This is a genomic window from Paenibacillus sp. UASWS1643, from assembly GCF_008693195.1.
GTDB lineage: Bacteria > Bacillota > Bacilli > Paenibacillales > Paenibacillaceae > Paenibacillus > Paenibacillus amylolyticus_B.
The window spans coordinates 1-13,764 of sequence record NZ_VXKZ01000096.1 but is presented as its reverse complement, the minus strand read 5'-3'; the positions used below and the strand labels follow the sequence as shown (position 1 = coordinate 13,764).

Genomic DNA, 13,764 nt, shown 5'->3' with positions numbered 1-13,764 from the left:
GGCTGTATACTAATACTTACACGGGAGACAGGCAGCTCAATCATGCAAAATGTCTGAACAGGTACTGAGTTTCTCGACTTAGCTGGCCTGATCCATCTGTACCAGCTTGGCATTGGCTCCGTTAAATGCTTTGGTCTGGAGGTTAAATTGCTTTCGGAATTCAGCAAGCTTCGCATATTCCCTATTCCGTACCCGAATGGCTCGCTTAATCTTAACCAGATTAGGTTCTGCATTTTCTCTCATCAGATCATACAACTGCTCATCGGCACTCAGACTCAACTGATACGAGGCAATAAAATTTTCCAATACACGTGCTCTTGCTTCATATTGATCCAGTACCTTTTCAGCCTGTGCCAACGTTTCTTCTTTTTCAAATGATAGTTCTTTCAATGAACTGCGAAGGGCTTCCGTCTTTTCGTTGGTCTGTTCCATGGCCTCTTCCGCCTGCTTCAACAACGTTCTTCGTTCATGAATATGACCTGCTGCCTGATCCAGCAGTGCTTCGAGATCACTGTTTTTGTTCTTACCTTTGTCCAAAATAGACTTGTATAACTTCATATCTTCCTGCTCATGACTGGTCAGCGTCTTCAAACTCTGATCGATCTCCTGACCACTGAGCACCAATTGGTTTATCTGATTTGCCGCAGGCTCCTGCGGATCTCCACAACCACTTACCAGCAGAATTAGCAATACACTAACTGCCGCAAGCGCCACTTTTTTACTCGTTAGCACCCAAGTCCTTCCTCTCTTGCATCATCTTGTTGTTATATTACAAACGGCTATCTCCGCTAAAATTGGCTACCCAGTGTGCATCCGGATCGTATACTTCGAACTCGTAACCCCGATCCTCGAGTAGCTTCAGAATACGCGGTAAAGCCTGAACGGTCTGCTCGCGCTCGTGCATCAGAATCACTTCCTTATCCCGATGTACACTTTTGCTCACGCGGGCCACAATCTTATCCGGCTGACCGGGGAGATTCCAATCCAGTGAATCTGTCGTCCAGTCCCACATTTTGAACCCGGCCGCAGCAATGTCACCTCTGAACTTTTCACCGATCTGTGGACTGCTGCCATAAGGTGCACGAATCAGATGAGGCGTAAAACCAATCAGGTCCTGCACCATCTTCTGCTCTTTCTTGAATTCTTTCACAAAGTTTGCCGAGTTGCCGCTCTTATACAGCTTTTTATAGTTATGCGTCATGCTGTGGAGTCCAGGATAACTGCCTTCTTTCAACAGCCGTTTTACTGCTTCCGGATGCTGATTCAACTGACGTCCGATCATGAAAAAGGTAGCCTTTGCCTCATGCTGCTTCAAAATATCCAGCAGTTGTTCTGTATATTCAGTTGGCCCATCATCAAACGTTATGTATGCCAATTTGCGAACCTGGCCCTGGAACCGGGCCGGCTCCTCTTTCGCATCCGGAGTAACTTGTATCATGCCGAGCTTGGCGGGCTGTTCTATTACAGTCATCGGAGGCGGCGCCACAACGCTTTTGATCCAATGCGTCATGCCAAGGAATACATATGTAATACCGGTAACGAACAGAACCAGAAGCATTAGAGCTATGCTTACCCTTCCATACCGGATTTTTCTTCGTTTATGTGTTTTCGTGCGACTTGTGCTAGGCGGAATACTGCCACGTTCTCCCGCTCTCTCTTGTTGAACTCTCACTGTCATGCCACTTCCTTACTTTCATTTTTTCCCGATTATTGGTATATTATCTCGTTTCATGTCTCTATATAGAAGATTAATAGAAAAATGGATCGGGAGAATGACAGAATAGTTACAAGCCCGGTTACAATCTACTTATCTCTCCGTTCTCTTTATCTTTCCTACGGTTACCTTCTCCTGTATAATGAAGTGATTTACGCTATCAGACTCAAGAAGGAGCTACACCCATGACAAGCTTGAACCGTGCCGGCAGATCCATCTATCTGTTATTCTTTGTCGGCATTATTGCCATTTCTTTTTCTTCGATCTTTGTACGCTGGTCTACCGCAGATGTTGCGGTCATTGCCATGTACCGTCTATTTCTGACCAATCTGCTGATGCTCCCGTTTGTCTGGAAATACAGACATGAGATGATGCGGCTGAGCCTACGGCAGTGGGGCTTGCTGCTTGCATCCGGTGTGATGCTGGCCCTTCATTTCCTGCTCTGGATGGGTTCGCTGCGGCTCACCAGTGTTGCCAGTTCCACAGTTATTCTCGCGCTGGAGCCTATACTGATTCTTGCCGGTTCGGTATGGCTGTTCAAAGCCAAAATTAACCGCATGATGATCATCGGCATGGGCATCGCCCTGCTTGGATCAATCGTCATTGGCGCAGGAGATTTCCAGTTGGCAGGTACTGCTCTGCAAGGTGATATCCTGTCTTTACTTGGCACAATTGCAGTCGCTGTCCATATGTTGCTGGGTCAATTTTTGCGAGCGGGACTTAGCGCATTCTCGTATAACTTCTGGGTGTTCTTCGTGGCAGCTTGTACGCTGGCGGTATATAATCTGATCATGGGCCATCCGTTTGGAGGTTACGCTGCGTCAGAGTGGGGGATCTTCCTGCTACTCGCCATTGTGCCAACGATCTTTGGACATTATCTCTTCAACTGGCTGCTTCAATATATGAATGCCACGACGGTATCCATGGGCGTACTTGGGGAACCCGTATTTTCTTCATTATTGGCTTGGATGCTGCTCGGTGAATCCCTCAGTGCATTACAGATGTCTGCCGGGGTCGTCATTATATTCGGGGTATGGATCTTCATTCGATATGGTAAAACCAAACCTCAGATTGCTTCAACAGAAGCCTCTGTTGCGGGAAAAGGGCCTATTGAACCTACAACGGTATAACGTATTTTTTCGTAAATCATAGTAATAAAAGACTCTACCACTCTCATAAGGCGGTGTATTTTGATGAAAAATATTGTATCCATGCGCTGGCTGCTCGCCAGAATGTATGAACCGGATGTCGTCATTGCAGATTGCCGATTCTTGCTCGGGCAGCCGGAGGCTGGAAGACAAGCCTATGAAGCTGGACATATTCCAGGAGCTGTCTATCTCGATTTGGAAAAAGATCTGTCTTCTCCTGTATCTGCGCACGGAGGACGTCACCCGCTTCCTGATCCGGCTGTTCTCGCAAGTCGACTCTCCAAAGCTGGCATCGGCTCCAATAGTCGCATTGTTGCTTATGATGATCAAGGCGGGATGAATGCATCTCGGCTATGGTGGCTGCTTCGCTATATCGGTCATGAACAGGTGTATATCATGGACGAAGGTTTCTCCGCTTGGAAAAACGCCAAATTCCCGGTGACCGCAGATGTGCCCGTTCAGATACCGTCTTCCTTTGAGGTGAATTTGCAGCCAGCCATGCTGGCAAGTGTTGAGGATGTTCAGCAGGCTTCGGCAAGTGGCAGTGTCGTGCTAATTGACTCCCGTGATGCTCGCCGCTATGCGGGTCTGGAGGAACCCATTGATGCCAAGGCCGGACATATTCCGGGTGCGATGAATTATTTTTGGAAAGATGTGTTGGATTGGGATGGACGTTGGACAGGTACTGAGGTGTTAGAAGAGCGTTTCAGTAAGCTGGACAAGGATGGTTCGGTCATCGTGTATTGCGGCTCCGGCGTCTCTGCTTGCCCGAACGTGATTGCGCTGGAAGAAGCCGGATTCTCGAATGTGAAGTTGTATTCCGGAAGTTGGAGCGACTGGATCAGTTATGAGGAGAATCCGGTGGCTACAGGTAATGCGGAAGCACACAAAGACGTATAGCAGTGTATTGACGTTGAATACATCGCCAGGTGGCTTATCTGCCCCGGCGATGTATTTTTCTATGTTCGGAGTCAACATCGAGTTAACAACACCACCCTGTAAGTATTTACAAGCGCACAGAAGTAGACATCAAGGGGTAGCTTTTTTTTGATTCATGATAACAGAAAAACCGTGATGGACATCTGTCCACCACGGTCGAATAATGAAATCTATTATTGCTTTTTACTTAACGATACATTTGCTGTTAACATCTTGTCGATCGTCGTCCAGTTTACATAAGCACCTAGTATTTCATTAATAACAGCAACCGGAACGACAGTTTCGCCATTCAAAAGCTTTGGTACGTTACTATTGAACACCAGTTTATCGTTAATTGAATACACATCTGAACCAATTTGAACACTTATATCTTTCGTACCTAATTTGATTTGCGTTGTACGCGTCTTATGATCCCACACTACTGTACCGCCCAATAGCTCCGAAATGGTTCGAATCGGTACGTAGAACTCATCATTATGAACAACCGGTTTGATTGACGTACCACCTACATTCATGGCAACGTCAACATATTCAAGGAAATCGGTCTTTCGAATGAGTCCATGAACGCCTTTTGTTCGGTCCACGACCTGAGATACTTCGTAATCCGTTGCCGCCGATAGGTACGCATAAGCTACACTTCTATCCATATCAAGCTTATCGGATAAGAATTGGATCGATTCACGTACTGATTCTTTCATAGCTTCATCCAAATCAGGGTCCAGTCCAATTGGAATCCAATAATCCTCTGTTTCAGCAAAGGGTTGCGTGAATTCTCCACTATGCGGTAGTGATGGATCACCTTTCTTCAACACCGTTAACCGAACTGTTCCCCTCAAGGAAGCTTCCAATGCAGTTAACGCCACTTCTCCATCTCCTTGAGCAAAGTGCGGATCTCCAGTATAGAATAGCCCGCCTTTAACTTGGATCGGATAATAAATAGTTGCACCCACACCCAACTCATTAATATCCATATTCCCTCCTGTTTCAATAGGTGGGATCGAACTCACAACTTCACTGGTATTTGGTGCAACCCCCATAACACCTAGAAACGGGTTAATTGGGAAACGTACATTTTTGCCAGCTTTTGTTGGTAATACTCCATACCAATTGCCGTTGATTTCTTCAATAGGCGTAAATATAGATACATTATTATATAATTCCGGTTTTGTTGCGCTAGCTCCCTCTTGTGGGCCTGTATTTTCTGGAAATTCGTTAGGAAGGGCCCCTTTACCATGGCGGTTAGAAATGACACCATACGGAACTCGAGTCTGCAACGAAAGGACTTCTACTTTAAGAACATCTCCTGGCTCCGCTCCCTCAACCGCTACTGGCCCAGTGATAATATGAGGTCCGTCTTTTACATAATCATGCTTAATCTCAGAAGCCGCAATCACCTTCGCATCATCCAGCACTCCATCGGGTGAGATCCCGAATTTGCCGAAGTACTCCACTGGATTTCTCCCTTGATCCTCGATCAGTCCCTCATGCGATACCGTATCAAATGTTACAGCACTTCCTGATGGTACAGTAAGAATCGGAGAGCTATCTCGATTAGGCAGTGATCCCCAGCGAATGTTCTCAATCGCAGACGTTACATAATAATCACCTTCTACCTTATCAAGGGTTGTTGGTTGCAGTGGCATACTAAAGCCCACTGAAGGTAGAGCAAATGTAAACATACTTATAATTCCTACTGAAACCCCAAATTTCCTAATCGCTCGGTTAATAAACATTACGTCCCCCCTCTATACTATGTAATATTTCCTAACACAAATATACACTAACATATAAATACATTAACAACAATATTTTTTTGTCAATAAACATAACACAAGTGAGCTGCGCATTAAGAATAAACTTATAAAAATAAACGATATGTCAATATACTTACCATATACAAGGCGATTCACGAATGTGAAATTGTATTCCGGAAGGTGGATTGACTGGATTAGTTATGAAGAAAATTCGGTGGCTACCGGGGAAGAGATAGATACGGAGCACAAGTCTACAGGATCTCAACGGCAAATACACCGCCATGCAGGCTGATGCCTGGGGCGGTGTATTTGCCGTGCCTTAGCATAACCCCGGGAATACAGGAGAGATAGAGGCAACGTTGCACAGGAAGACTGATCCAACCAGATCCTTTCCCGCTTAATGAAACAAAATCTGTAAAAGAAAATGAGGAGAAGCATTCATGAGTCCATGAATCAGGATAATCACCCATATTTTACGATAGCGGGCCCACATATAACCAAGAAACAGACCCGTAACCCCATGATTTGCAATCACTGTTGCCACATCTATATCCCACTGACCATTTCCTTGAATGGCGATATGCCATATGGACCATAGTATTGAAACTAGTAATATGGCGGGCCATCTTCCAAGCAACGCCTCCAATCGGGTTTGCAGCCATACCCGATAAAAAACTTCTTCCAATACGCTATTGATCATAAAACCAATCAACATCAAGAGAAGTAATTCTGTCGTATCGGTTCCTACAATTGCTCCTTCTGGTTGTGCAATGGGGGAATAAAACTTTAGATAACCCCAGACCACAATGACTATTAGTGGGGCGATGACGTGTCTGCGGGAGCGTGAATTTACCGAAATACTGTCTTGTTGTCCGGCAGTCATTTTACGATAAATCAGCAATAGAATCAACGGAATGAACAATAGTGTCGTCAACTTGAACGCCAAATAATATAGTTGGAAATGTAATCCTTGTTGGTCTATCGTTATCAGAGAAACCGCAAATAAAATGCCTGACAGCAATAATACAATCGATTGAACGACCACGTGCTGTTTCTCCATTTGTTGGAAAGACGGGGGATATTGACTTTTATAAGGAATCATACGGATTAGAAAAATGCCAAGGAATGCCGGCAACATACTATGCCATATTGGGATTACTTCCTCACGATTAGCCGTGTACCTTATATTCAAGTTTCCAGTCCACACTAACCACAATACGGCAGCAAATATAATTATCATGCATAATAGGCCGATTGCCTTTCCCCTTCCTGGAAACATTACTTTGGATTGCTGATTCATTCCAATTCCCCTCCTTTGAGTGCTATGTCGCCTTTGTCTCTTTTTTTAATTCAGTTGAGTTAAATAAACTCTAACACATTCCATCTTGATCGTCTATTTATTTCAGTTGAGTTAAATAATATGATATTCTGTGTGTATGCCAAAAATCGTGGACCATGAGAAGATGAAGAATATTATCGCTGAAGCTACTTGGAAAATCATTAGTGAGAAAGGCATTCATCATGCAACGTCAAGAACAATTGCGAAGGAGGCCGGATTATCACAAGGCGCTCTAAGACATTATTTTTCCAAACAAGAGAGCCTGCTAGCATTTGCAATGGAGTTAGTTAAAGAAAAGGTACTTACTCGGCTGAGCAATCTGAATGCAAGAGAACTGGCACCTCAAGAAAGAATTGTTGAATACTTGCTCGAGCTAGTGCCGACTGATGAACAAACATTATTGGAAATGGAGGTTTGGTTTGCATTTGTAAGCTATGGAAAAACGAAAAAAGGGTTCGATGCCAACTATGAGGACCTGCAAAACGCAATAAGGAACTGCATTACGTACTTGAAAAATGAAGGTCTTCTACGCACTACCGATGAAGAGAAGGAACAGGAAAAGCTGTATGCCTTTATGAATGGGATGGCTCTCAATTTGTATCTCGAGCCGGATAAAATAAATCGAACACGAAGCAAAGAAATGATACAAGACTACATCCATTGGATTATCCGTTGAAGGAAAGCATGACACATAGATCGAGGAGTAAAGTTAGCTTGCCGAAGCGTATCAGAATCCAATCTGCAGCAGGAGCGGCTGAATAAGTTATGAGGAGAATCCGGGGGCTACCGGGGAAAAATAAAGATTAAGAACCCGCCTCTAACGCGGGCTTCTTTGTGCTTTCTATGCATTGATGTCCATGCATTTCAGGAGCTTACCTCTCCGACTTCTGTAACGTTTAGATTCAGCTTATGTTTTCGGCATACTTCGTAAAAATCTTTTGAAACAATGGGTTTGAAGATATTGATATAATCCAGCATAAAAAATTCATGTTCACCAATTCGCTCTTCATGAAAGCAGATTCGAGATACAACTTTGACGATCTTACGTGGAGGCTGTTCTACAGATGCAGCAATGACTGCTTTGCGCCCATATTCGGAACGTTCATAATCGAAAACATCCAAACGATCCAGCTGATGTGCAGTCCAATAGGTTTCTTCCACCATACGACCGTCGTGGTAACATACCGTTGTCGGAATAAACTGTGCGTTTGTATTGGCTTCCTCCAACAGCTTTTTAAAACGATCTGATACGTGTCTTGTTCCTGTGATTGTCTCAAAATAATCTACATTCAGGTTGCGCACCGAAGATAGTAACTCAACCTCTGCGGTTGTCCCCTCTGGCAACGGGTTCTCTACCGCCAGATAATTCATATCTAATTGGGGAGTGAAAATCGTTCCACCACTAATAAACCCTCTACGTGGATATTGAGATTCCAGAAAATAATAGTTCAAAGAATGATGTCTCCTTTCCGGATGAAGTGCTTTTCATCCATTTTACATCTTAAGAGGTTTGAGTTTCGATTAGTAGGGAATACAACATAACCGAAGTGTCTGACTTGATGTCAATAGAGAGTCAACTTGCATGCAAAATAGGGGCCAGTCACTCACTAACGTGAGTACCTAGCCCCTTGCTTTGATATACATATAAATATACAGACCTTAATCAACACTCTAACAGATCGAAAAGAAACAGTCTATATTTTTGGGAAAATGTTCTATATATTTAGGTTGCTGGCCGGCAAAATACAGATGAAACGGAGCATAGATCAATGACTTCCAACAACCATCTTACTCGTGAAGAATTACAGGATTATCTGTACAATGTATTTGGTGCCGGTTACCACATAACGCAGAGCGCAAGAATTCATGGAGGCGCACAAAAAGTCATTTACAAAATTGATTGCACGAATGGTTTCACTTGTATGTTGTACGTTTGGGATATTTCCAGCAACTATTTTCAGGAAGAGATCTTGAATGACTCCACTTTCCACAGTTCCTATGGCAGCGAACTTTTCTCTTTGAATACTCGCTTTCTCGCTCAACATGGAATTCGAACACCAATCTTGTATGATCTAAATAACGATAGAGACCGGCACTCTTATGATTTTGCTCTTGTTGAGTATGTGGATGGACAAAAAGCCGAAGCCTATTTCCAGCATAAAAACCACAAAGATCGGGATGAGTTGTTTCACCGGATCAGGGATATGTTGTCTAATATGCATAACATCCAAAGAAACGTTTATGGAAACGCCAACGATAACAACAAAAAGGCTGGGCCTTGCTACCAAGTTCAGCGGTTAGATGCCGAAGCAGCCTTATCCTATGCATCCAAGCACATGACAGATATAAGGAATAATGACGAAAGGCTGCTTGAGAAACTTTACGAATTGGAAGCAGCAATTCAACCCAGAGACCTCTATAGTTTCATTCATGGAGAGCTAGGTCCGGATCATATATGGATAGATCATGCTATGCAACCATGCCTTATTGATATTGAGGGCGCAGGATTCTTCGATCTCGAACATGAGCATAGCTTTCTGGAGTTTCGATTGGGAGACTTTTATCACTACTTAAACAATAATGATCTCGACCCGGAGCGGATGACATTTTATCGATTTTGCCATCATTTGTCCTTGATATCAGGAGGATTGAAACTGCTTCACAGACAATTCCCCGATCAGCAATTCGCTAGAGGTCTCGCGGAGTATCATGCCAGATGCGCAGTTCAGATGCTTGACCAATAAACCCGAATATGAGTATAAGCCTGAAAGGAGGTTTGAGCATGGAATTTATTCACGAAGATGAAAAACTTGCAGTGAACGTTATTCAAGCCATTCACACTGGAGATATTCCAAGATTAGAGCAACTGCTGGCAGAGAATCCGGGATTGGCAAAGATAAGAATATTGGAAAGAAAGCCTGACAACGTAGATGGAGATTCCAGTATCTCTCGAACGCTGCTGCACGTGGTGACGGATTGGCCGGGGCACTTCCCTAATGGAGCGGATACCGTGCGAGTGTTGACCAAGTTCGGTGCAGAAGTGAACGCTCCTTTTGTCGGTCCAAACATCGAGACACCTTTGCATTGGGCTGCAAGCTCCAATGATGTTCAAGTGCTCGATGCCCTTCTTGATGCTGGCGCAGACATTGAAGCGCCTGGCGCGGTGATCGCCGGTGGCACGCCGCTGGACGATGCTATTGCTTTTGCACAATGGGATGCAGCACGGCGCTTGGTTGAGCGTGGTGCGATCTTTGCCCTTTGGCATGCGGCCGCACTTGGAGATATTCACGCCATACAAGAATATTTTAACGGAGCCAAACTCCCGGAACGTTATCCTTGGGGAACAAGCACCTCCCCTTCTCCTCCCGATGCAGTAACCGTTGCCTTCTGGTGTGCTTCCCATGGAGGTCAAAGAGAAACAGCCGAATACCTGCTTGACCGAGGCGCCGAACTGAACTGGATAGCCAGCTGGGATGGAATGACTCCACTGGACACAGCAAAACGTAATTTTTCATCCGAACTGATCCCGTGGCTTGAAAGTCAAGGTGCCAAGTCTGCTAGCGAGATTCACAGGTAGATAAACGGCTAGCATGGAATTGCCAATCGCCAGCGGCTGCGAACATGAAAAGATGCAAAAAAAGCTAAAGCGAATGGATTAGTTCTGAGGAAAATCCGGTGGCTGCTGGGGAAGTGTAGAAGACTCCAACAAATATACACAACGAAAAGTACATCGCGACTTGAGCGATGTACTTTTCGTTGTGGAGTGATCCTAAAACCGGGAGAGGCGACAAGGGTCTAATTCAACTCTTGATTTGCCATCAATAATTTCGCTTGCAGCCAGATGCGCAACCAGCGGCGCCAGCGTAATTGCAGAATGCATTAGCGTCAGATAAAGTCCATTCATGTGATCATGGAAGCCCACAATCGGATAACCGTCTTCAGGCATGGGTCTCCATCCAACTTTTATGCTTTCCAGTTCCAGTTGATTTCCGTGCTTGAGACTGCGACGCAATGTGTCGTAAGCTCGCTTACCGACCGCCTGTGGTCCGTTTGCCTCCGACTCGTCGATATAATCTTCCGCAGCCAGCAGCGTATAATCTGTCAGTTGACGCACTTCAAATTGCGCATTTGAGATTAATGTGTGTATCAGTTTATTAGCAGTTTTCATCCGAATCAGAATCGAAGGTGACGACGTTACCGGCACGTGACAACCTAACGGGTTACAAAGTTCGGGTGCACCTGTTCCTGCGGCCAATATCACAACATCCGAATCCACAAAACCCTTGGACGTATAAACACCAACCAGACGGGAACCCTCTTGCTTCAGCTGTGTAACGTTGGTGTCGAACTGAATCTTTGCTCCGTACTCTTTCGCTTTGCTCAACAACAGCTCCGTTACCGCTATAGGGTCCACCGCACCTTCTTCGCTGACAAACATGGCTTCATCCGGATATTCCTTCAGATTGGGCTCCAATGCCTCAAGTTGCTCCCGGTTTAATTTTTGAGAGTGGTGTTGCTCCCTTAGAGGCGGAGTGTCCCACGTTAGCGCTCCATGCCAATGAATTTTCAGTTCGGACAACTCTTGCTGAAGTGTGTGATATGCTTCCACAGCTGCATCGTACAAATGCCAGTATTCAGGAGCCACTCTATGCGTCGTATGTATCCAGGCAAATGATTTTTCCGTGACTTCACGTGCCGCGGCTGAGTGCCGTTCAATAACGGTTACATCTTGATTTCGTTTGGCTAGGTGATAGGCCATACACGCCCCAACAATGCCTGCACCAATGATCACAATTTTTTGTTTATTCAATACTAACTCTCCCTTGTTACCCTATCACCCCAAGGAATCAATTTTCCGAAGTTCGGTGGTTTGCTCCTTTTTCGTTTTCTTCGCCGTACAGCTTCTCCATATGCTGCATATGGCCGGCTCCCCAGTCGCTCATTGTCTGGAGCACAGGTTTCATGAGCTGTCCGTACTCTGTAATCGAATACTCGACCTTAGGCGGAATTTGGGCATAGACTTCCCGATGCACAATATCGTGATACTCCAGTTCTTTTAATTGCTGGGTCAGCATCTTTTTCGAAATATCCGGAATGGCTTTTTGTAATTCGCTGAACCGCATTGTACCGTTGCTCAGCAGGCTTAGAAGAATCAAAGATTTCCATTTACCTGTGAGGGTATCCAAGGCAGTTCCGAATTTGCAATATACCGTCATTCTTATTCCTCGCTCTCTAATCATGCCAAGGTTTACTTTTGGTTACCTGGTTAAGTTTAAGTGCCTTCTTCCTGGCTGTGCTAACTCACTTTAGTATAGAGGCAGAGGCAGATATTAAAACCGAACAAGTGAGGGGATAAGAAAAATGAATGTAACGTTATGGATCGTACAAATCATATTGGCGTCAGGCTTTGTATATTCGGGATGGATGAAAACCATTCGTATCGAGTCATCAAAAAAGACCTGGGCCTGGGTTAATGATGTGCCAAAAAGTCTAGTTGTTCTGATCGGTATCGCGGAGCTACTAGGAGCTCTTGGCCTGGTTTTTCCTTGGGCGCTGAACATAGCTACGGTGCTTACGCCCATCGCTGCAATCGCTTTGGTTGTTGTCACACTGCTTGGAATGCTGTTTCATATTCGGCGTAAATATCTTTTTTATAGTTCTTGCGTTGATCGTAGCATTTGGAAGACTATAAAGGAAACGGTGAACCGAACCGATGCGCTGTGCATTACGAACCCCATGTTTCGGGTGCCTGGTTTCCGGTGAACGAACCGCTATCGGCCTGGTGCCACATCCCGCCATAATAAAGACCATGCACATGGAGAATTCGGCGATTTGCTTTAGATCATGGAGAGGTCATGACATCAAACATTTTTCGTCTTTATACTCGAAAGTTATGAGAAGAATCCGGTACTATTATATAATAACCTCCCCACATAACAGGCTGGTTTCAACAACTCATAGAAGGAAGACCACTCTCTATTGAAAGAAACCTTGAATGTACAAGAGCACACACTCATCTGGAATGGTGCAGTAGACAGCCTAAAAAAACGAAGTCAAATTTAGTAGACCATGAAATGTACGAGGCGAGTGAAGAAACATGGACAGAATACATACCTGTTTACCGACGAAGCCTGCGATCTGATCCAGCTCTCCTAGTTGTGCACACACATAGACAGGGACCTCTCGCCATATTGGCAAGGGTCCCTGTCTAGATATATATAATTTTCGTTAAGTGATGGTAAGGCCGCCGCTTGCATATCCGCCTACGGTTGTAGCCACATCAATTCCGGCTGTTACTGATGCTGAGAACACCATAAGCAGGCGGTCACCGGCAGATACCGGAATACTCAGTCCTGTAGTCACTCCGCTGGATATTGTCCCCAGTGCCAAAACCCCGGTCAGTGGAGGGGCCAAGGTTACCAATGCTCCCGGTACAGCTGTAAAGGAGTTATTAGGTGTAGTGGAACGGAATAATTGTGCAGTTATGGTTACTGTAGATCCAACCAAGCTAAGTCCGGCAGTTGTGCTGAAATAAGCAGCCAGTGAAGTAATCGTTCCTGTACGCGATGCGGAGAAGGCAAAGTTAAGCAAGGTACCAGCAGCTCCTGTGAGATCAATAATTCCTCCATTAACACTTACCCCTGTAGCATTGTTACCAAAACCAACTAAACTGGAGGTATTCAGAAGGCCGCCTAATACCGTAGTCAACGCAACTGGAAGTCCTGATGCGTAAGGTATGATTGATCCAGCTCCTGCCGTTCCCGTAGCCCCGGTTACACCTGCTGTGCCTGTTGCTCCTGTAACTCCGGTTACACCTGCGGTCCCTGTTGCTCCCGTAGCCCCGGTTACACCTGCGGTGCCTGTTGCTCC

14 protein-coding genes are annotated in these 13,764 nt (G+C 45.1%); 6 read left to right on the top strand and 8 right to left on the bottom strand.

All coding sequences use genetic code 11. The features are described from left to right. Positions 1 to 78 precede the first annotated feature (78 nt). Both FE296_RS05215 and FE296_RS05210 read right to left on the bottom strand, forming a co-directional pair. The gene (locus FE296_RS05215) at positions 79 to 732 is read right to left on the bottom strand and encodes a YkyA family protein (protein WP_150364411.1); all 654 of its coding nucleotides are present in this window, start codon (positions 730 to 732) and stop codon (positions 79 to 81) included. Between the two features lie 37 nt (positions 733 to 769). Next, positions 770 to 1,672 carry a polysaccharide deacetylase family protein gene (locus FE296_RS05210; RefSeq protein ID WP_223868777.1) on the bottom strand — a complete coding sequence of 301 codons (903 nt, stop codon included), beginning with the start codon at positions 1,670 to 1,672 and terminating at the stop codon, positions 770 to 772. A 227-nt stretch (positions 1,673 to 1,899) separates the two neighbouring features. Between FE296_RS05210 and FE296_RS05205 the strand changes: the two genes are divergently transcribed. Both FE296_RS05205 and FE296_RS05200 read left to right on the top strand, forming a co-directional pair. Continuing rightward, positions 1,900 to 2,844 (top strand): DMT family transporter, encoded by a 945-nt coding sequence (locus tag FE296_RS05205; protein ID WP_150364410.1) that lies wholly within the window; start codon positions 1,900 to 1,902, stop codon positions 2,842 to 2,844. A 63-nt stretch (positions 2,845 to 2,907) separates the two neighbouring features. Continuing rightward, on the top strand, positions 2,908 to 3,762 hold the full coding sequence (locus tag FE296_RS05200; protein WP_150364409.1) for a sulfurtransferase: 855 nt from the start codon (positions 2,908 to 2,910) through the stop codon (positions 3,760 to 3,762). Between the two features lie 212 nt (positions 3,763 to 3,974). Here the strand turns inward: FE296_RS05200 and FE296_RS05195 are convergent, their stop codons facing one another. Further along, positions 3,975 to 5,480, bottom strand: coding sequence for an acetamidase/formamidase family protein (locus tag FE296_RS05195; protein ID WP_223868776.1), 1,506 nt, complete (start codon positions 5,478 to 5,480; stop codon positions 3,975 to 3,977). 472 nt (positions 5,481 to 5,952) lie between these two features. Continuing rightward, positions 5,953 to 6,795, bottom strand: coding sequence for a CPBP family intramembrane glutamic endopeptidase (locus FE296_RS05190; RefSeq protein ID WP_223868775.1), 843 nt, complete (start codon positions 6,793 to 6,795; stop codon positions 5,953 to 5,955). Between the two features lie 208 nt (positions 6,796 to 7,003). On the opposite strand from FE296_RS05190, the gene FE296_RS05185 reads away from it, so the two are divergent. Continuing rightward, positions 7,004 to 7,570, top strand: a complete 567-nt coding sequence (locus tag FE296_RS05185; protein ID WP_411860560.1) for a TetR/AcrR family transcriptional regulator — start codon at positions 7,004 to 7,006, stop codon at positions 7,568 to 7,570. 188 nt (positions 7,571 to 7,758) lie between these two features. Here FE296_RS05185 and FE296_RS05180 read toward each other — a convergent pair whose 3' ends face one another. Beyond that, complete coding sequence (locus FE296_RS05180) at positions 7,759 to 8,346, bottom strand: imm11 family protein (RefSeq protein WP_150364407.1); 588 nt, start codon at positions 8,344 to 8,346, stop codon at positions 7,759 to 7,761. A gap of 317 nt (positions 8,347 to 8,663) precedes the next feature. On the opposite strand from FE296_RS05180, the gene FE296_RS05175 reads away from it, so the two are divergent. After that, positions 8,664 to 9,638, top strand: coding sequence for a phosphotransferase (locus FE296_RS05175; RefSeq protein ID WP_150364406.1), 975 nt, complete (start codon positions 8,664 to 8,666; stop codon positions 9,636 to 9,638). A 38-nt stretch (positions 9,639 to 9,676) separates the two neighbouring features. After that, on the top strand, positions 9,677 to 10,471 hold the full coding sequence (locus tag FE296_RS05170) for an ankyrin repeat domain-containing protein (RefSeq protein ID WP_150364405.1): 795 nt from the start codon (positions 9,677 to 9,679) through the stop codon (positions 10,469 to 10,471). Between the two features lie 192 nt (positions 10,472 to 10,663). Here the strand turns inward: FE296_RS05170 and FE296_RS05165 are convergent, their stop codons facing one another. Together FE296_RS05165 and FE296_RS05160 are read right to left on the bottom strand one after the other, a co-directional pair. After that, complete coding sequence (locus FE296_RS05165; RefSeq protein WP_150364404.1) at positions 10,664 to 11,704, bottom strand: NAD(P)/FAD-dependent oxidoreductase; 1,041 nt, start codon at positions 11,702 to 11,704, stop codon at positions 10,664 to 10,666. A gap of 37 nt (positions 11,705 to 11,741) precedes the next feature. Beyond that, positions 11,742 to 12,110 carry a winged helix-turn-helix transcriptional regulator gene (locus tag FE296_RS05160; protein WP_124115899.1) on the bottom strand — a complete coding sequence of 123 codons (369 nt, stop codon included), beginning with the start codon at positions 12,108 to 12,110 and terminating at the stop codon, positions 11,742 to 11,744. Between the two features lie 145 nt (positions 12,111 to 12,255). Between FE296_RS05160 and FE296_RS05155 the strand changes: the two genes are divergently transcribed. After that, a complete protein-coding gene (locus FE296_RS05155; protein WP_223868774.1) occupies positions 12,256 to 12,657 on the top strand; it encodes a DoxX family protein in 402 nt (133 codons plus the stop codon). Between the two features lie 465 nt (positions 12,658 to 13,122). Here FE296_RS05155 and FE296_RS05150 read toward each other — a convergent pair. Then, positions 13,123 to 13,764: exosporium glycoprotein BclB-related protein (locus FE296_RS05150; RefSeq protein WP_317889399.1), on the bottom strand; the 642-nt coding region annotated here is incomplete at its 5' end.

Bases quoted from the DNA above. Each gene is read 5' to 3' on its own strand.
- FE296_RS05155 (WP_223868774.1), top strand. From the start codon at position 12,256: ATGAATGTAACGTTATGGATCGTACAAATCATATTGGCGTCAGGCTTT.
- FE296_RS05205 (WP_150364410.1), top strand. From the start codon at position 1,900: ATGACAAGCTTGAACCGTGCCGGCAGATCCATCTATCTGTTATTCTTT.
- FE296_RS05200 (WP_150364409.1), top strand. From the start codon at position 2,908: ATGAAAAATATTGTATCCATGCGCTGGCTGCTCGCCAGAATGTATGAA.
- FE296_RS05160 (WP_124115899.1), bottom strand. From the start codon at position 12,110: ATGACGGTATATTGCAAATTCGGAACTGCCTTGGATACCCTCACAGGT.
- FE296_RS05170 (WP_150364405.1), top strand. From the start codon at position 9,677: ATGGAATTTATTCACGAAGATGAAAAACTTGCAGTGAACGTTATTCAA.
- FE296_RS05190 (WP_223868775.1), bottom strand. From the start codon at position 6,795: ATGATAATTATATTTGCTGCCGTATTGTGGTTAGTGTGGACTGGAAAC.
- FE296_RS05195 (WP_223868776.1), bottom strand. From the start codon at position 5,480: ATGTTTACATTTGCTCTACCTTCAGTGGGCTTTAGTATGCCACTGCAA.
- FE296_RS05175 (WP_150364406.1), top strand. From the start codon at position 8,664: ATGACTTCCAACAACCATCTTACTCGTGAAGAATTACAGGATTATCTG.